This is a genomic window from Cobetia sp. AM6, assembly GCF_009617955.1.
In the GTDB taxonomy this organism is placed as follows: Bacteria; Pseudomonadota; Gammaproteobacteria; order Pseudomonadales; family Halomonadaceae; genus Cobetia; species Cobetia amphilecti.
Map to the genome: position 1 here is coordinate 647,851 of NZ_AP021868.1, position 19,865 is coordinate 667,715.

Below are 19,865 nucleotides of genomic sequence, written 5' to 3' on the forward strand. Positions count from 1 at the left end.
ACCTGACAGGAGAACGTCTACATGTCCCAGACTCCACGCTATACCACAGGTAACGGCGCCCCGGTGCCTCACGATGACATCAGCCAGACAGCGGGCCCGAATGGTTCACTGACCTTCGACAACTGGCGTCTGTTCGAGAAGCTGGCGCACTTCAACCGTGAGCGCATTCCGGAGCGTGTCGTCCACGCCCGTGGCGTCGCCGCCTACGGCACCTTCACCCTGACCCGTGACCTGTCTGACCTGACCATCGCCCGCTTCCTGCAGGGTGTCGGCAAGCAGACCCCGTTGCTGGCGCGTTTCTCCACCGTGGCCGGTGGCCAGGACAGCGGCGACAACACTCGCGACGTGCGCGGCTTCTCCTTGAAGTTCTACACCGAGGATGGCAATTGGGACATGGTCGGCAACAACACGCCGGTGTTCTTCATCCGCGAGCCGTCCAAGTTCCCTGACTTCATCCACACCCAGAAGAAAGACCCGCGCACCAACATGGTCGACTGGCAGAACCGTTGGGAATTCTGGGCCAACCATCCGCAGGCGCTGCATCAGGTCACCATCCTGATGTCCGACCGCGGTATCCCGAAGTCGCTGACCACTATGAACGGCTACAGCTCGCACACGCTGAGCCTGTGGAACGACAAGGGCGAGCGTGTCTGGGTCAAGTGGCACTTCAAGACCGACCAGGGCCACGAGACGCTGACCGACGATCAAGCGGCGCAGGTCGCACCGGACTTCCACCAGCACGACATGTTCACCCGCCTCGAGCGTGGCGAGCGTCCGAGCTGGACCGTCAACCTGCAGGTGATGACCGAAGCCCAGGCACGTGACTACCACATCAACCCGTTCGATCTGACCAAGGTGTGGCCGCACGGTGACTTCCCGCTGATGGAAGTCGGCAAGATGGAGCTCAATCGCAACCCGGAGAACTACTTCGCGGAAGTCGAGCAGTCCGTCTTCTCGCCGTCCAACTTCGTGCCGGGTATCGGCGCCTCGCCGGACCGCGTGCTGCAGGCCCGTCTGTGGGCCTACGCCGATGCACACCGCTACCGTGTCGGTGCCAACGCCGAGCAGCTGCCGGTCAACCGTCCGGTCTGCCCGGTCAACCACTACCAGCGTGATGGCGTGATGGCGGGCATGTGCCCGGTCACCGGTCACGGTGGCGGCCCGCTGGGCGGCCAGGTCGGTCAGGGCGTACCGGGAGAAACGAAGGAAGGTGGCCAGTACTCACGCACCAACTTCTACCCCAACGAGCGTGCCGATCAGGGCGCCCCGGTGCCGGACGCTACCGTCGCCGAGCCGGCGATGCCGCTGGAGCAGAACGCCTGGATGGGCTATCACGACAACAGCGATGAGGATAACTACAGCCAGGCCGGCAACCTCTATCGTCTGTTCGATGAAGGCCAGAAGACGCGCATCACCGACGTCATCGCCGGCACCATGGTAGGCGTCAGCCACGTGGTCCAGGACAAGATGATCGCGCACTTCCGTCAGGCGGATGCCGATTATGGTGATCGTATCGCCACCAAACTGGCCAAGCTCGATCCGCGCTGAGTCAGTCATGCCGCACCCTTCGTCAGGTCAAGCGTGACCCTTTGAGCTGACGAAAACATCAAGGCCCCCGCCGGGTAACCGGCGGGGGCCTTGTCGTATGCGGCTGTCAGGGTGCTATCCGACAGTCACAGCGCTGTGCGAAAGACACGCAAGCACGGGCACCTCAGTCGTTGTCGCGCATGGCCTCATCAAAGTCGGCTTTCTCGCACACGCCCAGCGCCCACAGCAGGAAGGCGTCCTGGCGCGCATTGTCACGCCACGCCTTGAAGCGACCCGAGGCACCGCCGTGTCCGGAGCTCATGTCGGTGCGCAACAGGACCGGATGCGGCGTGCAGTCCATCTGGCGCAGACGCGCATACAGCTTGGCCGGCTCCCAGTAGGGTACGCGGGTATCATGCCAGCTGCCCTGCAGGAACAGCGGCGGATAGGGCGCGGCACTCAGGTTGTCCAGCGGCGAATAGGCGCGGATGCGACGCCGCGCCTCGTTCTCGTGCGGGTTGCCCCATTCGGTGTATTCCGCGGTGGTCAGCGGCAGCTCCGGATTTTCCATGGTGCGCAGCACATCGACGAAGGGCACATCGAGCACCGCGGCGCAGAAGGCCTCGGGACGCTTGTTGAGGCTGGCGCCGACCAGCAGGCCACCGGCGCTGGCACCGTAGGCGGCGATGCGATCCGCGGCCCCGACGCCTTGCTCGACCAGCGCATCACGCGCGGCGAGGAAGTCGTTGAAGCTGTTTTCCTTGTGCTCCAGCTTGCCGGCCAGATACCAGGGCTCGCCACGGTCTCCGCCGCCACGCACGTGGGCGACCGCGAAGGCGACGCCGCGCGTCAGCAGTTCCAGGCGGGCGATCGAGAACCAGGGGTCCAGCGTCTCGCCGTAGGCGCCATAGCCGTAGAGCAATACCGGCAACGGGGCGTGGGGATGGCCTGCGTCATCACACAGATCGCGCCGCATGACCACCGAGACCGGCACCTGCTCGCCATCGTCGGAGGTTGCCCACAGGCGGCGGCTGATCAGCTGCTCGGGCGCGAGATCGCCATGTACGGTCTGACGCTTGAGCAGGCGGCGCTCTCCCGTGTCGAGGTCCAGCTCGATCCAGCTCGGCGGCGTGGTGAAGCTCTCCTCGCGGATGCGCAGGCGGCGAGCGTCGAAATGCGGGCAGTCGCCCAGCCCCTGGCTCAGCGGTTGCTCCGGCATCGCCAGGCGCTCGTCGCGGCAGATCGTCTGTGTCGGTGCCGTGCCCTCGAATTCGATCACCCGCAGCCAGGCCTGGGCCTGACGGTGATCGCGTTCATCGACCATCAGTCCCCAGCTGAAGGCCTCGACGCCTTCCAGCGTCACCTCATCGCGGGTGGCGATCAGCGGCTGCCAGTCGCCGGGCGCATGCTCGGAGGCGATATCGAGCTGGAAGTGCGGCGCTTGCCTGTTGTGCAGCACATAGAAGTGGCCTGGACGGTGATCGACGCCGTACTCGACGCCGGTCTCGCGGGCGCGCACCAGGCGCATCTCTCCCAGCGGGGTATCGGCCTTGAGCAACCAGGTCTCGCTGGTGTCCTTGGAGGCGGTCTCCAGAATCAGCCAGGCGCGTGAGCGGGTCTTGCCCATGCCGACCCAGAATTCGCTGTCTTCCTCGCGATAGAGCAGCGTCTCGGCGCGGCTCGCGACATTCAGACACCAGATCTCGAAGGGGCGCTGGGTGCTGTCATAGCGCGTGAACAGCAGGTGCTGGCCGTCCTCGGCCCACACCAGGTCCGGCCCGATATCCTCCAGCAGACACTCGTCATCGTGACCGGCGTTGCGTGAGTCGCCATTCGTCGTGTTCAGTGTTGCAAGACGCAGGCTGAACACCTCGTCGCCGCTGGTGTCCAGAGTCCATGCCAGTTGCTGTTCATCCGGGGAGATGGCCATATCGCCCAGCTCGACGAAATCGTGATGGCGCGACAGGCTCTGCAGGTCCAGCAGGCATTCGAGCTGGCGGGTATCGGCGGGGTCGGCGCCGATCGCATGGCGCCACCAGACCGGATAGTCGGCGTCAGCGGCGGTCTCGCTCCAATAGACGTAGTGATCCAGTGCCTCGGCCAGGCTTGAGACGGCCAGTTCGCGGCGCGCAAGGTGGCCGTGATAGAGGGCGTCGCTCAGCGGCGCGAGCGGGGCGAACCAGTGATCACTCTCGGCGTTGGCCGCCGTGAGAAAGGTGGTGACCTCTGGCGTGTCGCGTTCTTCAAGCCAGTGCCATTCGGGGTCATCGGCACGATAATGGCGCTGGACGGGGCTATCGGGCATGGCTACCTCTTGAAAGTGGGGTGCTCGAGTGTGTCGGGCGGGCATGGAGTGTAACATTGAGCCTGTCCCACAGCGTGCGCAAGCCCTTGCCTCATGGGAGGCATCGCCGCCGTGAGAGATGAATGCGCAGCCTCTGGTGCCACGCAACGTGTGGCCCCGATGATGGGATGACTCGATGGCTGAACTGAGGTGCCGGCTGCTTCTGCACAGGACAGGCACCCCTCAGAATGTCAGTCTCGACAGGATGTTATGACAGGAGTGAAGGGCATGATGATTTCCGATTCGCTGCCGCAGATGTGGCTGATCTATTTTGGCCTGGCAGCGGTAGTGCTGTTTACCGGCTATATGGCGGTGCGAATACTGCCGCGTTTCCTGCGCTGGATCCTGGTCGGCGGTATCGCCGGCATGATCGCCGTGCCGACCAGTTTTCACGTCACGGCCAGCGTCGCGGAAGATGCCTACACCGGCCTTGCACCGGCCATCGTGGCCTTTGCCGTCAGCGTGGTACAGAAGGATGGTGGTGGCATGGCCTCGGCCTTCGGCATGCTGGTACTGGGCATCGGGGCCGGCGTGGTGCTGGGCCTGGTGATCTGGTGGCTGGGACGCGGACGTGAACAGCGTCGCCGCGCCGCTCAGCAGCGCCGCGAGCCTCATGCCCACGAGCAGGAAGATGAGGAAGTGCGCGAGGGCCACGCCGCAGGCGCCAGCTTGCGTAGCGAGAAACGTGGCACCCCGGCACGTGCGTCGGCGCGTACCCGCGCAGGCCGTGACCGTCAGGAACCGTCGCTCTGATCGAGCGTCGTTCGATCAGCGCCAGCCGTGCATTGTCCGAGCGTGGACTAAGGATCTGTCATGCCCCGTGATGTAGCTGTCACTTCGTCTCTTGAGCCAGTCCGTTCACCTGGGCTTGCGTCCGGCTCTTCATCCGGCCCTCTAGCGAAGGGCGCGGGAGCGCGCTGGCTGGCGGCCCTGATGCTGGCGGGCATCAGCCTCGCCTCGCCCTCGGCCTTCGCCGAGCAGGCATCGTCAGCGGCCAACGCTTCGGCAAGTGAGCCGATGAGCGAGTCGGTGAGTGAGCCGGTAGATGAGTCGTCAAGCGAACAGGCTGAGCAGATGCCGTTCGTGGCCCGCGATGTCGCGAGTGAAGTGAATGCAAGCAGTGGCTCGGCGCGCGACATTGCGCCTGACCTGCGCATGGCGATCGATGTCTCCGGCAGCATGAAGCACAACGACCCGACCAATCTGCGCGCCAGTGCGCTGGACCTGCTGGTCACCTTGCTGCCGGAGCGCTCGCGTGCGGGGCTGTGGGGCTTCGGTGAGCAGGTCCAGCCCCTGCTGGCACTGGGCGCGGTCGATGCGGGCTGGAAGCAGGCGGCCCGTGGGCTGGAAGGGCGGCTGGACGATTACGAGCAGTACACCGATCTCGAGGCGGGCCTGCGTGCCGCCGCCGAAGGCGCCGATGCGAGCATCGATGGCCAGGGGCCGCGTCAGGTCATTCTGCTCTCCGATGGCATGGTCGACCTGCGTGAGCCGAGCAGCGAGAAGGCCGCCTCGGACAGCGCCTCGCGTCAGCGCATCACCGATGAGCTGACGCCACAGCTGGCAGCGCACAACATCACGGTGCATACCGTCGCGCTGTCGCGCAACGCCGATATCGATCTGCTGCAGCAGGTCGCCGATGGCACCGGCGGGCTGGCGACGGTCGCCGAGACCCCGGAAGACCTGCTGCGTGCCTTCCTCGGGGCGCTCGACCGTATCGTGCCCGGCGAGCTGGTGCCGCTCGAGGACAAGCGCTTCACCATCGATGGCAGTGTCGAGGAATTCACGGCGCTGGTCTTCCATGGCCCCGATGACAGCGCGCCGGTGTTGATCGCGCCGGATGGTCAGCGCTATTCGCTGGCCGACAAGGCGTCGTTGCCCGAGGGCGTGCGCTGGGAACATCAGCCGCGCTATGACCTGATCACCGTGACCGACCCCGAGGCCGGACAGTGGCGTATCGAAGGGCAGGTCGGCGTCGACAGCCGCATCACCGTGGTGTCAGACCTGGCGCTGGTGTCGCGCCCGCTGCCGGCCACGCTGTATCGCGGCTTTGGCTATTCCCTCGCGGCCTCGCTGGTCGACGGCGCACGTGATGTCGACGAGCAGGACTTCCTGGCGACGCTGGACGGCAATGCGCGTCTGGTGCCGGAAGACGAGGGTGGCATGTCAGCAGAAACGGCAGCCGTGACCAGCGCCCAGCAGCGCGGCCTCGAGCGTGACGGCGCGCAGTTCAGCGTCAACATGCCGCCACCGCAGCAACCGGGTGGCGCTCGCCTGACGCTGACCATCGAGGGCCAGCGCGATGGCGCGCCCTTTGCACGTCAGTTGAGCCAGCGCACCAGCGTGGTCGACCCGCTGCTGGTCGAGCCGATCGGTGGCAATGCGCAGAATGCGACGCCGCCGAGCGCGCTGGAGGTCAGCGCGCGTCATCCGCTGCTCAACACCGCCAATACCCAGCTGGACGCGACGCTGCAGGGCGAGCCGTTGAGTGTGGCGGAAGCGGGCGAGAGTCGCTGGCGTATCGAACTGCCGCCGCTGGAACGTGACGTCAGTGCCGATGTGCAGATCAGTGCGCGCATCGCGCTGGGCGGGAGCTCGCGGGTGATCGATCTGGCGCCCTATACCCTCAACGAGAATGCGGCGCGGCGTGCCGCCAACCTGGATCGCTCGCCCATCGAGGGTGAGTCCTTCGGTGAGATTCAGGGCCTGGACCAGGCGGTGGAGGAGAAGGAAGACCTCAATGATCTGCTGATGAAGGGCCGCCTGCCCATCGACAAGGTGCCTGCGTTGATCAGTCAGTGGTTCGAAGGAGCTTCGGACTTTGCCCAGCGTGAGGCAGAATCACCGCAAAGCCGCATGATCGCTTACGCCGTGGCCGGTGTGATCGGCCTGCTGGTAGTGATCATGCTGGTGCGTCGCATGACGCGCAAGCCGACTCAGCGGGAGGAACCCCATGTGTGAACTGCTCGGCATGAGTGCCAATGTGCCGACCGATATCTGCTTCAGCTTCGCCGGTTTTCTGCAGCGAGGCGGGGGTACTGGTCCGCACCGCGATGGTTGGGGAATCGCCTTCTATGAAGAGGGCGGTTATCGCGAATTCCGTGACCCGCATCCGTCGGTGGATTCACCCATCGCGCGCATGATTCTCGACTATCCGATCAAGTCGCAGATGGTCATCAGCCATATCCGTCAGGCCAATGTCGGCCAGGTGACACTGGCCAATACCCACCCGTTCACGCGCGAGCTGTGGGGCCGTCAGTGGTGCTATGCCCACAACGGTCAGCTGGCGGACTGGCAGGCACTGCCCCTGCCGTACTATCGCCCGGTGGGCAGTACGGACAGCGAGCACGCCGCCTGCTTCCTGCTCGGCGAGATCCGGCGCGCCTTCCCGAATCCGCCGGCGCGGTGCGAAGACCTGTGGCGGCATCTGCACGCCCAGTGTGAGCGTCTGCGCGGGCTTGGCGTCTTCAATCTGCTGCTCTCCGACGGCGTGCATCTCTACACCTACTGCTCCACCAAGCTGGCGCACATCACGCGTCGCGCGCCCTTCGGGCAGGCGAGCCTCACCGACTTCGAGATGAGCGTCGACTTCCAGCAGCACACCACCGATGCCGATGTGGTCTCGGTGATCGCCACCGATCCGCTGACCGACAACGAGCAATGGCAGCGCCTGCTGCCGGGGCAGCTGGTGGTGTTCCGCGAAGGCGAGCTGGTCGCCAGTCTTGGTGGCGAGTTGCCACTGAGCCAGGAAGAGTCAGGGCAGGAGCAGGCCGAGAGTGGGGCGGTCGATCGCACCGCGACCGCGCGCCGCAAGCCGGATTGGCTGGCTTCTGACTTGAGCTGCTGACGTTTGGCTGAGTCGCTGACGTTTGGCTGAGTCGCTGACGCTGAGCGACGCAGAAAGAGCTTGAACGCCAGATACACGAAGGGCCGCAATCGCGGCCCTTCGTGTTTGCGGCTTTTGCCTGGTCAATGCGTCAGGCTCAGCCTTCGACGTCGTCGAACATGCCGGCGAACATCGGCGAGGACAGGTAGCGCTCGCCGCTGTCCGGCAGGATGACGACGATGGACTTGTCGGCGTAGGCGGGGTCTTCCGCCAGACGCAGCGCCGCGGTCATCGCCGCGCCGCAGGAGATGCCGCACATGATGCCTTCTTCCTGCATGATGCGACGCGCCATGGCCATGGCGTCTTCACTGGCGACGGGCTCGACGCGGTCGATCAGCGCCAGGTCCAGGTTGTCGGGAATGAAGTTGGCACCGATGCCCTGGATCTTGTGCGGGGCCGGCGTGATCGACTCGCCCTGCATGCGCTGGGTGATGATGGCGGATTCCGCCGGTTCCACCGCAACGGCTTCGAGTGACTGGCCGCGCACCGTCTTGAAGTAGCGGGCGATGCCGCTGATGGTGCCGCCGGTGCCGACGCCCGCCACCAGCACGTCCATCTCGCCATCCAGCGCGTCCCACAGCTCCGGGCCGGTGGTCTCTTCGTGGATGCGCGGGTTGGCCGGGTTGGAGAACTGCTGCGGCAGGAAGTAGCGTTCCGGCTCGGCCTTCTGCAGCTCGCAGGCCTTGTCGATGGCGCCCTGCATGCCCTTGGCCGAGTCGGTCAGCACCAGGTTGGCGCCGAGGGATTTCAGCACCTTGCGGCGTTCCATGCTCATGGAGGAGGGCATGGTCAGCGTGACGGGGTAGCCACGCGCCGCGCCGACGAAGGCCAGCGCGATACCGGTGTTGCCGGAGGTCGGCTCGATGATTTCCATGCCCGGCTTGAGCACGCCGCGCTCTTCGGCGTCCCACACCATGCTGGCACCGATACGGCACTTGACCGAGAACGCCGGGTTGCGGGCTTCCACCTTGGCGTACAGGCGTGGATGGCTGCTGAGGCGGTTGATCTTGACCAGCGGCGTATTGCCGATGGCTTGCGAGTTGTCCTGATAGATCTTGGCCATGCGAGGTCCTCTGGGTATCTGGCGGCTAGACAGCGAGCATGCCCGCTGCTTGAGTGAAGTGATGACGCTCAGCAGCGGCTGTCGCGACTGTATGAGCATAAGGTTAAGGGCTAGCCGAGCGCGACTCAAAGGCCTGAAGCGCATAACGACATGGCAAGGTTGGCAGTCGCGGCTAGCCTCTGACCAAGGTCGTACAAGAGTAGTGATCTGATTTAACGAGACTTTTTCGGATGTGAACGATGGTTTCAATCGGTCGTTTTACATCATTGGCCTGACTGGTTAAGGTGAAGCGCGGCGGCCCTGGAGGTTCTTGCCGGGGTGTCGTCGGTGTATTGCCGGCACCTGCGCGCGCGTTGTCGCGCCGTCCTTTTCCCCATCACGCCGTCATTCATGTCATTGTTCACATGTGGGCGTGACGCCCTGATAACAACAAGTGCTGAATTCTCGCCTGTGGCTGCCAGTGAAAGACTCCGCGCCCGGCCACGATCCAGCAGACGAATGCAGTCATGGAGCCCAAGCCATGCATGATGCCAATCCTGCCAACGCCTCGGCAGACCCGGAAGCCGACAAGGCGTCTGATCACGCTGGCCCCGTGACCGGGGACGCCAACCTGATCGTCAGTGGTGAGCCGTTGTCCGGTCTCGAGGATTACCCCTCGATTCTCGAGGTCTTCGAGGCCAGCTGCGCCAACTATGCCGAGCGTCCGGCCTTCAGCTGCATGGACAAGACGCTCAGCTACGCCGATGTGGACCGCCTGTCGCGCAATTTCGCCGCCTGGCTGGAACACGAGACCGGCCTTGAGCCCGGTGATCGCATCGCCATTCAGCTGCCGAATCTGCTGCAGTTCCCGGTGGCGGTATTCGGCGCGCTGCGCGCCGGTCTGGTGGTGGTCAACACCAACCCGCTCTACACCGAGCGCGAGATGCAGCACCAGTTCCATGACTCCGGCGCCCGCGCCATCGTGATTCTGGCCAACATGGCGGACAAGCTCGAGAAGGTGCTCAAGCGCACCGACATCGAGGAGGTCATCATCACCGAGATCGGTGACCTGCATGACTTCCCCAAGCGTCCGCTGATCAACCTGGCGGTGCGCTACGTCAAGAAGATGGTGCCGAAGTACCACCTGCCCGACGCACACGGCCTACGTGACGTGCTCAAGCGCGGGGCGGGGCTCTCGCACACGCGTGTCACGCGCCAGCCCGTGGACATCGCCGCGCTGCAGTACACCGGCGGCACCACCGGGGTTGCCAAGGGCACCATGCTGACCCACCGCAATCTGGTCGCCAACATGCTGCAGGCGCGCGGCGTGATCAGTGATGTGCTCAATGAAGGCCAGGAGGTGCTGATCGCGCCGCTGCCGGTCTATCACATCTATACCTTCACGGTGAATTGCCTCTACAGCATGGAGAGCGGCAACCACAGCGTGCTGATCACCAATCCGCGCGATATCGATGGCTTCATCAAGACACTGGCCAGGACACCGTTCACCGCCTTCGTCGGCCTCAACACGCTGTTCTCGGCGCTGTGTCAGCGTGATGACTTCAAGGCGCTGGACTTCTCGAGTCTCAAGCTGACCATCTCCGGCGGCATGGCGCTGACGCGCAGCGCGGCCGAACGCTGGGAAGCCGTCACCGGCTGCCCGATCGCCGAGGGCTACGGCATGACCGAGACCTCGCCCATCGTCAGCTTCAATCCGCCGCGCGAGCTGCAGCTGGGCACCATCGGCAAGCCGGTGCCGGGCACCGAGCTCAAGGTGGTGGACGCCGATGGCGTGACGCTGGGGCGTGATGCGCCGGGCGAGCTGTGCGTGCGCGGCCCCCAGGTGATGAAGGGTTACTGGCAGCGTGACGACGCCACGCGAGAGGCGATGGATGACGAGGGCTTCATCCGCACCGGCGATATCGCGGTCATCCAGCAAGATGACTTCGTGCGCATCGTCGATCGCAAGAAGGACATGATCATCGTCTCCGGCTTCAATGTGTTCCCCAACGAGATCGAGGACGTGGTCAGCGGCCATCCGGATATCGTCGAGGCGGCAGCAGTGGGCGTGCCGGACGAGCAGAGCGGCGAGGCGATCAAGCTGTTCGTGGTCTCAAGCAACCCGGATCTGGATCGCGACAGCCTGCGCAGCTGGTGCAAGGAGCAGCTGACCGGCTACAAGGTGCCGCGCTTCGTCGAATTCCGCGATGAACTGCCCAAGACCAACGTCGGCAAGGTGCTGCGCCGTGAGCTGCGCGACAGCGAAGAGAGCGCTGGCAATACGCCGCTACGCGAGCACTGAGGACAGTACTGAGGGCAGCGCTGAGCCGGCGGCGTGGTAGAGGACAAGCGCCACCAAGGTTGGGCGCGGCTACGCGCAGGGCTACAATGGACGGCCCGTCACTTGTTGACGGGCCGTTTTGTCATTCAGGTGTCATGGCTTGCTGCCTCGTGCAGGCGAGCGTGAGGCTGAATTCCCGAGAGTTTCCGGCTGCGCGCGTGGCGTGTGGTCGCTGGTTGAGAAGAGGCAGTCCTTGAGCGACACCGCTACCGCACCGTCCGAACATGCGCGTCTTGAAGCCCTCGCGGCTCGCCTTGAACGCGCCCTGAGCCGTGATCAGCGCGAGCTTGGCAAGCGCCTGGCTGGCCTGCGGCGGCGTCTCAAGGAAGGCAAGCCGGTCGATCGTGCCATCAACGATATCGAGAGCCGCCTGGAGGCGAGCATCGCCCAGCGCGCCGCGCGCGAGACGGCACTGGCACGTTGGCAGACACCCGCCGCGCTCAACTATCCGCCGGAACTGCCGGTGGTGGAGCGTCGCGAAGACATCCTCGCCGCCCTCGCCGAGCATCAGATCGTGGTGGTCGCCGGTGAGACCGGCTCGGGCAAGACCACCCAGCTGCCCAAGCTGTGCCTGGAAATGGGGCTGGGGCGCAATGGCCTGATCGGCCACACCCAGCCACGTCGTCTGGCGGCGCGCTCGGTGGCGGCGCGTCTGGCCGAGGAGCTCGAGACGACACTCGGCGAGACGGTCGGGTATCAGGTGCGCTTCAACGACACCACCGGCCCGTCGACGCTGATCAAGCTGATGACCGACGGTATCCTGCTGGCGGAAACCCAGCATGACCCGGACCTGAGCCGCTACGAGGCGATCATCATCGATGAGGCCCACGAGCGCAGTCTGAACATCGACTTCCTGCTCGGTTACCTCAAGCGTCTCACCGCGCGCCGCCCGGACCTCAAGATCATCATCACCTCGGCGACCATCGACGTGGAGCGCTTCAGTCAGCACTTCGCGGCCCAGGATGGCACGCCGGCGCCCATCGTCTCGGTCAGCGGGCGCAACTTCCCGGTCGAGACCCAGTACCTGCCGCTGGTGCGCGATGCCGAGGATGAGGAAGACCTCAGCCTGCAGGAGGGTATCCTGCGCGCGGTGGAAGAGCTGTCGGTGATCGAGCGCGAGAAGGGCTGGATGCAGGGCCCGCGTGACGTGCTGATCTTCCTGCCCGGCGAGCGCGAGATCCGCGCCACCGCGGACACCCTGCGTCGCGCCCAGCTGCGTGATACCGAGGTGCTGCCGCTGTACGCGCGCCTCTCCAACGAAGAGCAGAACCGCGTCTTCCAGCCGCATCGTGGTCGCCGCATCGTGCTGGCCACCAATGTCGCCGAGACCTCGCTGACCGTGCCGGGTATCCGCTACGTGATCGACCCGGGTCTGGTGCGCATCAGCCGCTACAGCTATCGCTCCAAGATCCAGCGTCTGCCGGTGGAGCCGATCAGCCAGGCCAGTGCCAACCAGCGCAAGGGCCGCTGCGGGCGTATCGCCGAAGGCCTGTGCATCCGCCTCTACAGCGAGGAGGACTTCCTCGCGCGCCCGGAATATACCGAGCCGGAAATCCAGCGCACCAACCTGGCATCGGTGATCCTGTCGATGCTGTCGCTCAAGCTGGGCGATATCGAGAAGTTTCCCTTCGTCGATGCGCCGGATTCGCGCTTCGTCACCGATGGCTTCCGCCTGCTGCGCGAGCTGGGCGCGGTGGATGAACACAACCGTCTGAGCCGTGATGGCCGCACCCTGGCGCGTCTGCCCATCGACCCGCGTCTGGCGCGCATGGTGCTTGAGGGCGCCTCGCGCGGCTGCCTGCGTGAAGTGCTGATCATCGTCAGCGCGCTGTCGATCCAGGACCCGCGCGAGCGTCCCGCCGACAAGCGCCAGCAGGCCGATCAGATCCACCACGAGTGGGATGACGACAACTCCGACTTCGTCAGCTGGCTGAATCTGTGGGAAGGCTTCGAACTGGCGCGTGATGCCTTGGGTGCCAACCCGCTGCGCCGCTGGTGCAAGGCGCGCTTCCTCAACTATCTGCGCCTGCGCGAGTGGCATGACACCTTCCGCCAGCTCAAGCAGCTGACGCGCGACCTGGGGCTGGAGATGACCAGCGCCCAGCATGAGCGCGACGCCGAGGCGCAGGCCGAGGTCACCGCGCGGGTACTGGCCTCACCGGGGCAGGGCCGCCGCCCGTCGGTGGCCATCGATCACGAATCACTGCATCGCGCGCTGTTGACCGGGCTGCTCTCCAATCTTGGCCTCAAGCAGGAAAATCGCGAGTATCTCGGGGCGCGCAACCGACGCTTCTTCGTCCACCCGGGTTCCGGTGTGGCCAAGAAGTCGCCCAAGTGGGTAATGGCGGCCGAGATGGTCGAGACCACCAAGCTCTACGCGCGTCAGGTCGCGGCGATCAAGCCCGAGTGGGTCGAACCGCTGGCCGAGCATCTGGTCAAGCGCAGCTACAGCGAGCCGCACTGGGAGATGAAGCGTGCCCAGGTGGTCGCCAGTGAGCAGGTGACCCTGTTCGGGCTGCCCATCGTCACCGCGCGCAAGGTGCATTACGGGCCGCTGGCGCCGGAAGAATCCCGCGAGCTGTTCATTCGCCGTGCGCTGGTCGAGGGCGAATTCCAGACCCGTGCGCCGTTCTTCGCCCACAATCGCGGCCTGATGGATGAGGTCGGTGAGCTTGAGGACCGCGCGCGCAAGCGTGACATCCTCGTCGACGAAGAGACGCTGTTCGCCTTCTATGCCGAGCGCATTCCGGAAGGCATCTACAACGGGCGCAGCTTCGACAAGTGGCGCAAGGAGGCCGAGCGCGACAACCCCGATGTCCTGCATCTGAATCTCGACGACCTGATGGCGCGTGACGCGGAGGAAGTCACCGTCGCGCGCTACCCCGAACAGCTGCACCACAACAGCGTCGCCTACCCGCTGAGCTATCACTTCGCGCCCGGTGCGGTGGATGACGGCGTGACGATGATCGTGCCGGCGGCGATGCTGTCGCAGCTGCCGCGCTATCGCATCGAATGGCTGGTGCCGGGGCTGTTGCGCGACAAGGCCATCGCGCTGATGAAGTCGCTGCCCAAGCAGTACCGCAAGCAGGTGGTGCCGATTCCCAACTGGGTCGATGCCGCACTTGAGGCGCTGACCCCGGACGACGTGCCGCTGACCGATGCGCTGGCCGAGTTCATGCGCGTCAAGACTGGCCTGCGCCTGCCGCAGGATGCCTGGGCGCCCGAAACGCTGGAACCGCACCTGAAGATGAACCTGCGCATCGTCGATCAGGACGGCAAGGTGCTGGGCGAAGGGCGTGATCTCGAAGCGCTGGAAGCGCGCTTCAAGGACTCGGCCGCGGCCGCCGCGCGGGCGATGGCCAACCGCAGTCGTGAAGCCGACAGCGAAGTGCTGGAAGATCTGCCGGAGACGCCGATCGCCACCTCGCACAGCACCACCCAGGCGGGCATCCGCGTCGAGGCCTATCCGGCGCTGGTGGTGAAGGCGGCGGCGCCTGCCGACAGCGGCATGAGTGCCAAGCAGCGCAAGCTGGCGCGCAAGACCGGCAAGAACAGCGCGCCGTCCAGCCATGCGCCTGCCAGCGCGACGGCTCAGGTCGAGCAGAATCTGAGCGTGGAGCTGTTCGATCACCCGGCCAAGGCCGCCGCCGCGCACCGTGATGGCATCACGCGTCTGGCGATGGCACGCCTGCCGGACCAGGTGCGCTATCTGGACCGTGACCTCAAGGCGCTGGAGCGCTGTGCGCTGCTGTTCGCCAAGGTCGGCACGCGTCGCCAGCTGGCGGATGACTTCATCTACAGCGTCTTCGAGCAGGTGATGGCCGTCGAGCCGCTGCCGCGTTCGCGCAGCGAACTGCAGGCGCGTCTCGATGACAGGCGGGCCGAGCTGGTGCCGCACGCCGAGGCGCTGCTCAAGCCGCTGGAAGCCGCGCTCAAGCAGCATCTGGAGCTATCCAAGCGCCTCAAGGGCAAGATCGACTTCTCGATGGCGCTGGTGGTGGCTGATCTCAAGGCCCAGCAGGCGCGCCTGATCACGCCGGGCTTCATCCAGGCCTCCGGTGAATGGCTGCATCAGCTGCCGCGCTATGTGGAGGCGATGCTGATCCGTCTCGACAAGGCGCCGCGTGAGCGCATGCGCGACCAGCGTGACATGGAGGAGGTCAAGGGCTTCGAATCACGCCTTGATGCCCGCCTGAGCAAGGCGCGCGAGCAGGGGCTGCCGGATGCGGAGCTGGAAGAGTTCGGCTGGTGGCTGCAGGAACTGCGCGTCTCGCTGTTTGCCCAGCAGCTCGGCACCCTGGAGACCGTCTCCGCCAAGCGCCTCGAGAAGCGCTGGCAGGAGCTGATGGCGCGCCGCTGATGTCCTGAGGCTGGGCTCTGTCCTGGCTGAAGCTCTGTCATGGCTGAAGCTCTGCCTTGTCGGGAGCCATTCCAGGGCGCTGTGCGTGGCATCAGGGGCTTGCGTGACCGGTACGTGGAGGCGTGCCGCGGCGGGATGGCCCAAGCTGCAGACAGGAATTGCTGTTTAAGCATTCACTGTGATCGCCCGACAAATGCTGACTCGGGCGTCTGGAATCGCCGAGACAGCGTACACTGAACATGGGGCATGACGACGCGGCGCCGGGTCGTGCCCCGCTCAATTCTGGTGATATCCCACGGGATAGCACTGTCAGGAGTGGATGCATGCCAAACAATGACAATGATCACGCTGCCGATACGCAACACGCCAACGCCGGTCAGTCCATGAGCGCCAGCGGCAATCATCGCGTACTGATCACCGGCAGCGGGCTCTACACGCCGCCCAATGCCATCAGCAACGAGGCATTGGTGGCGTCCTTCAATGCCTGGGTGGCGGCGGACAATGCCGCCAATGCCGACGCCATCGCACGTGGTGAGCGAGAGGCGCGCACCGAGTCCAGCGCCGAATTCATCGTCAAGGCCTCGGGTATCCACAGCCGCTACGTGCTGGATGCCGAGGGCATTCTCGACCCGGAGCGCATGCGCCCACGCCTGCCGGCGCGCGCCAATGACCAGCCCTCGGTGCAGTGCGAGATGGGCGTGGCGGCCGCGCGTGAAGCGCTGGCGGCGGCGGGCGTCAACGCCGCGGACCTGGATCTGGTCATCGTGGCCTGTTCAAACCTCGAGCGCCCCTATCCGGCGGTGGCGGTGGAACTGCAGGCCGCGCTCGAGGCCGGTGGCTATGCCTTCGACATGAACGTGGCGTGCAGCTCCGCCACCTTCGGCATCGAGACCGCCGCCAACGCGATTCGCAGCGGCAGTGCCAGGCGTGTGCTGATGGTCAATCCGGAGATCTGCAGTGCGCATCTCAACTTCCGCGACCGTGACAGCCACTTCATCTTCGGGGATGCTTGCACGGCCGTGGTGCTGGAGGCGGCGGATGTCGCCACGCGCACCGATGGCTTCGAGGTGCTCGGCACGCGTCTGGTGACGCGCTTCTCCAACGCGATACGCAACAATTTCGGCTTCCTCAATCGCACGGCGGTGCTTGAGGACGACGTGGCATCCGCGATGACACTCGATAGTGCAAGCCATCGTGAACAGGCCGATGACAAGCTGTTCATCCAGGAAGGGCGGCGCGTCTTCCGCGAGGTCTGCCCGATGGTGGCCGAGCTGATCACCACCCATCTGGGCGAGATCGAGGCAGACGGCGGTGATCTTGATCGCATGTGGCTGCACCAGGCCAACCGCCACATGAACGACATGATCGCGCGTCGCGTGCTCGGGCGTGACCCGTCGAGCGAGGAAGCGCCGATCATTCTCGATCGCTACGCCAATACCAGCTCCGCGGGCTCGGTGATCGCCTTCCATCTCCATCACGCTGATCTGGCGCCGGGGAGCCTGGGGGTATTGTGTTCTTTCGGGGCAGGCTACAGTGCCGGCAGCGTGCTGCTGAAACGCTGCGGTTGAAGCAGGACATTGCGCGAATCCACGCGGCCTGTGCTGGCTCTTGGCGGGCGCGGAACGTATAAAGAAGACCGGACCTGACAGCCAGGGATGTGGCAAGGACCGCTGCAGGAATCCAATAGACTTACAGGTGACGAGATGCACACGATCAAGACTTCCCTGCCGGCACTGCTGGCCATGTCCCTGCTGGCGGGTTGCGCCAGCACCGGAGACAGCGAGCCGAACCCTCAGGACCCCTGGGAGGGCTTCAACCGTAACGTCTATACCTTCAATGACACCCTGGATCGCTATGCCCTCAAGCCGGTCGCGCAGGGCTATGACTATGTGACGCCGGAGCTGGTACAGGATGGCGTGGGCAACTTCTTCTCCAATCTGGGAGAGGTCCGCACCATGTTCAACTCGGTGCTGCAGTGGAAGTGGGCCAATGCCGGTGTCTCCACCGGCCGTCTGCTGCTCAACTCCACCGTCGGCATCGGCGGCCTGTTCGACCCGGCCAGCGAGCTTGGCTGGACAGTGGATGAGGAAGACTTCGGTCAGACCCTCGCCGTCTGGGGGGCAGGGCAGGGGCCGTATCTGGTGCTGCCGCTGTTCGGTCCGAGTACCGTGCGTGATACCGCGGGCATGCCGGTGGATTACTTCGCTGATCCCGTCAACTACGTCGAAGACGACAAGGTGCGTTACGGCCTGAAGGCGCTGGATCTGGTCGATACCCGTGCCGGTCTGCTCGAGCAGGAGAAGCTGATCCAGGGCGATCGCTACAGCTTCATTCGTGATGCCTACCTGCAGCGCCGCAACTTCGAGATCAACGATGGCAAGCTGGGCGATGATCCCTTCGCCAGCGACAGCTTCGATGATGCCGATCTCGACGGTGCCTTCGCACCGGAAGACGACAGCCAGTAACGCGTCACCCGCAGCAGGCGACCGGTACCGTGAAGGGTCAGTGGTGCCGGTCGCGAGGGCAAGCAGCATCAAGACTGCGAGTGGATGGCAGTAAGGACGGGAATGAGGGGTTGGCATGGCGGATGAGCAAGGCAAGCGTCTGTTGATCGGTCTGATTGATCTTCCCGGCTCGCGGCGTGATGCGCTGGCGAACCTGTTGACGGATGAACGCTGTGCGGTGGCGGCCTGTGATGGCATCGCGACACTGCCCAGCGGGGTGGCGGTGGTGGTCGCGCATGTCGAGGCCGTTTCCAGTCATGAGTGGGCGCGTCTGGCCGAGCGCCTGCCGACGGTGGTGGTGGCCGAGAGCCGTGGCGATGAATGCCTGCTGCCGGCGGTGGAGGCCGGGCTGGTCGATTACCTCATCTCGCCGCGCGAGCATGGCTCGGTATTGCGCAGTCTGCTCAAGCGGGCGGCGGAGCATCACCAGCTGGCCCATGAGCACGCCAAGGCACGCGCGCGCCTCGAGGAGCTCAACGAGCACCTGGAGACGCATCTGGCGCTGCTGCGTCAGGACCAGCAGGCCGGTGGCCAGATCCAGCAGCGTCTGCTGCCCCAGAGCGGGCAGCACATCAATGGCGTCAGTTACGAGTACTGCCTGTCGCCGTCGCTGTATCTGTCGGGTGACTTCCTCGAGTATCAGGCGATCGACGAACGCTTCAGCCTGTTCTACTTTGCGGATGTCTCCGGTCATGGCGCCTCGTCGGCCTTCGTGACCGTGCTGCTCAAGCTGTTGTTCGCACGCGCGATCCGCCACTGGGAGGAACATACGCCGGAAACCTTCGGCCCCGAGTGGCTGGCACTGCTCAACCGTGAACTGATCGACAGTGGTATCGGCAAGCATGCCACGGTGATGTGTGGTGTGATGGACCGTGACACGCGCACGCTGCATTACACCCTGGGCGCCCAGCTGCCGATGCCGGTACTGGTCACGCCCGATGGCGAACTGCGTGAGCTGGAAGGTAGCGGTCGGCCGGTGGGGCTCTTCCCAGACACCCGCTATCCAGCGTATCGTGTGGCGCTTCCTGAGCGCTTCCGTCTGTGGCTGGCCAGTGATGGTGTACTGGAATGCCTGCCGGGCGAGGCGCTGGAGGACAGGACTCGAGCACTGCATCAACGGATTCTGAGCAGTGAGGATGTGCAAGGATTGCGTCGTGGACTGGCGCTGGATGGCGAGCTGCCGGATGACCTTACCTTGATGACGCTGACAGGATTCCATGATGGATGAAGGACGTATCCAGGCCGTGTTCGAAGACGGCCTGTTCGTGCTCAAGCTATCCGGTGATGTACGCCTGACGCTGTGTGCCACGCTGGATCAGCAGGTACAGCGCGTGGCTGCGGTTGAGGGACTGGAAAGCGTGATCATCGATCTGCGCGAAGCGACCAATGTCGATTCCACCGCACTGGGCTTTCTGGCCAAGCTGGCGCTGGCGGTCCGCGACCGGCTGGTGATGCCGGCGCAGGTGGTGGCTGCCCATCCCGACGTGCTGACCATGCTCAAGGTGATGGGGTTCGACGAGGTGGCCAGTGTCGTGGACGCCGGCAGCCTGCCGGAGGCGGACCAGGCCGATCTGGACGGGGCTTCCTGCTGCAATGCGCCAGCGCTGAACGAGTCTCAGGATGACGCCGATGCCTCGCCCCAGCAGGAACAGGAGCTGCGCGGACGCATTCTCGAGGCTCACCGGCTGTTGATGTGCCTGAACGGCCACAACCGCCTGGAGTTCCAGCCGCTGATCGAGCTGCTGGAAAGTGAGGAGCATCGCCAGCCGCACTGAAGGCGCGCGCTGGGGCTTTTAGCCTGACAGCACACCGCTGAAAGCACAAAAAGCGCCTGCCGTATTTCACGGCAGGCGCTTTTTGT

General features: G+C 64.9%; 12 protein-coding genes. 10 read left to right on the forward strand and 2 right to left on the reverse strand.

Annotated elements, in window-relative coordinates; genetic code table 11:
• The first annotated feature begins 21 nt into the window (after positions 1-21).
• On the forward strand, positions 22-1,548 hold the full coding sequence (locus CLAM6_RS02790; RefSeq protein WP_153635106.1) for a catalase: 1,527 nt from the start codon (positions 22-24) through the stop codon (positions 1,546-1,548).
• A 163-nt stretch (positions 1,549-1,711) separates the two neighbouring features.
• Here CLAM6_RS02790 and CLAM6_RS02795 read toward each other — a convergent pair whose 3' ends face one another.
• Positions 1,712-3,832, reverse strand: coding sequence for a S9 family peptidase (locus CLAM6_RS02795; RefSeq protein WP_242007730.1), 2,121 nt, complete (start codon positions 3,830-3,832; stop codon positions 1,712-1,714).
• 267 nt (positions 3,833-4,099) lie between these two features.
• On the opposite strand from CLAM6_RS02795, the gene CLAM6_RS02800 reads away from it, so the two are divergent.
• Genes CLAM6_RS02800 through CLAM6_RS02810 form a run of 3 tightly spaced genes read left to right on the forward strand, consistent with a single transcriptional unit; the run spans position 4,100 to position 7,718 of the window.
• The gene (locus tag CLAM6_RS02800) at positions 4,100-4,624 is read left to right on the forward strand and encodes a hypothetical protein (protein WP_153635108.1); all 525 of its coding nucleotides are present in this window, start codon (positions 4,100-4,102) and stop codon (positions 4,622-4,624) included.
• 60 nt (positions 4,625-4,684) lie between these two features.
• Complete coding sequence (locus CLAM6_RS02805) at positions 4,685-6,832, forward strand: VWA domain-containing protein (RefSeq protein WP_153635109.1); 2,148 nt, start codon at positions 4,685-4,687, stop codon at positions 6,830-6,832.
• A complete protein-coding gene (locus CLAM6_RS02810) occupies positions 6,825-7,718 on the forward strand; it encodes a class II glutamine amidotransferase (RefSeq protein ID WP_153635110.1) in 894 nt (297 codons plus the stop codon). Before CLAM6_RS02805 ends, CLAM6_RS02810 begins: the two co-directional genes overlap by 8 nt.
• A gap of 136 nt (positions 7,719-7,854) precedes the next feature.
• Here the strand turns inward: CLAM6_RS02810 and cysK are convergent, their stop codons facing one another.
• The gene (cysK, locus tag CLAM6_RS02815; RefSeq protein ID WP_153635111.1) at positions 7,855-8,820 is read right to left on the reverse strand and encodes a cysteine synthase A; all 966 of its coding nucleotides are present in this window, start codon (positions 8,818-8,820) and stop codon (positions 7,855-7,857) included.
• A gap of 520 nt (positions 8,821-9,340) precedes the next feature.
• On the opposite strand from cysK, the gene CLAM6_RS02820 reads away from it, so the two are divergent.
• From CLAM6_RS02820 to CLAM6_RS02845, 6 genes are all read left to right on the forward strand, one after another.
• The gene (locus CLAM6_RS02820; RefSeq protein ID WP_153635112.1) at positions 9,341-11,101 is read left to right on the forward strand and encodes an AMP-binding protein; all 1,761 of its coding nucleotides are present in this window, start codon (positions 9,341-9,343) and stop codon (positions 11,099-11,101) included.
• Between the two features lie 232 nt (positions 11,102-11,333).
• On the forward strand, positions 11,334-15,500 hold the full coding sequence (gene hrpA / locus CLAM6_RS02825; protein ID WP_153635113.1) for an ATP-dependent RNA helicase HrpA: 4,167 nt from the start codon (positions 11,334-11,336) through the stop codon (positions 15,498-15,500).
• 383 nt (positions 15,501-15,883) lie between these two features.
• Positions 15,884-17,068 (forward strand): beta-ketoacyl-ACP synthase III, encoded by a 1,185-nt coding sequence (locus tag CLAM6_RS02830; protein WP_153636764.1) that lies wholly within the window; start codon positions 15,884-15,886, stop codon positions 17,066-17,068.
• A gap of 135 nt (positions 17,069-17,203) precedes the next feature.
• Entirely contained in the window at positions 17,204-17,965 is a 762-nt protein-coding gene (locus tag CLAM6_RS02835) for an MlaA family lipoprotein (RefSeq protein WP_107335497.1), read from the forward strand.
• Positions 17,966-18,080: 115 nt separating this feature from the next.
• Positions 18,081-19,232 (forward strand): PP2C family protein-serine/threonine phosphatase, encoded by a 1,152-nt coding sequence (locus CLAM6_RS02840; protein ID WP_043333982.1) that lies wholly within the window; start codon positions 18,081-18,083, stop codon positions 19,230-19,232.
• Complete coding sequence (locus tag CLAM6_RS02845) at positions 19,225-19,779, forward strand: STAS domain-containing protein (protein ID WP_043333981.1); 555 nt, start codon at positions 19,225-19,227, stop codon at positions 19,777-19,779. Before CLAM6_RS02840 ends, CLAM6_RS02845 begins: the two co-directional genes overlap by 8 nt.
• Positions 19,780-19,865 lie beyond the last annotated feature (86 nt).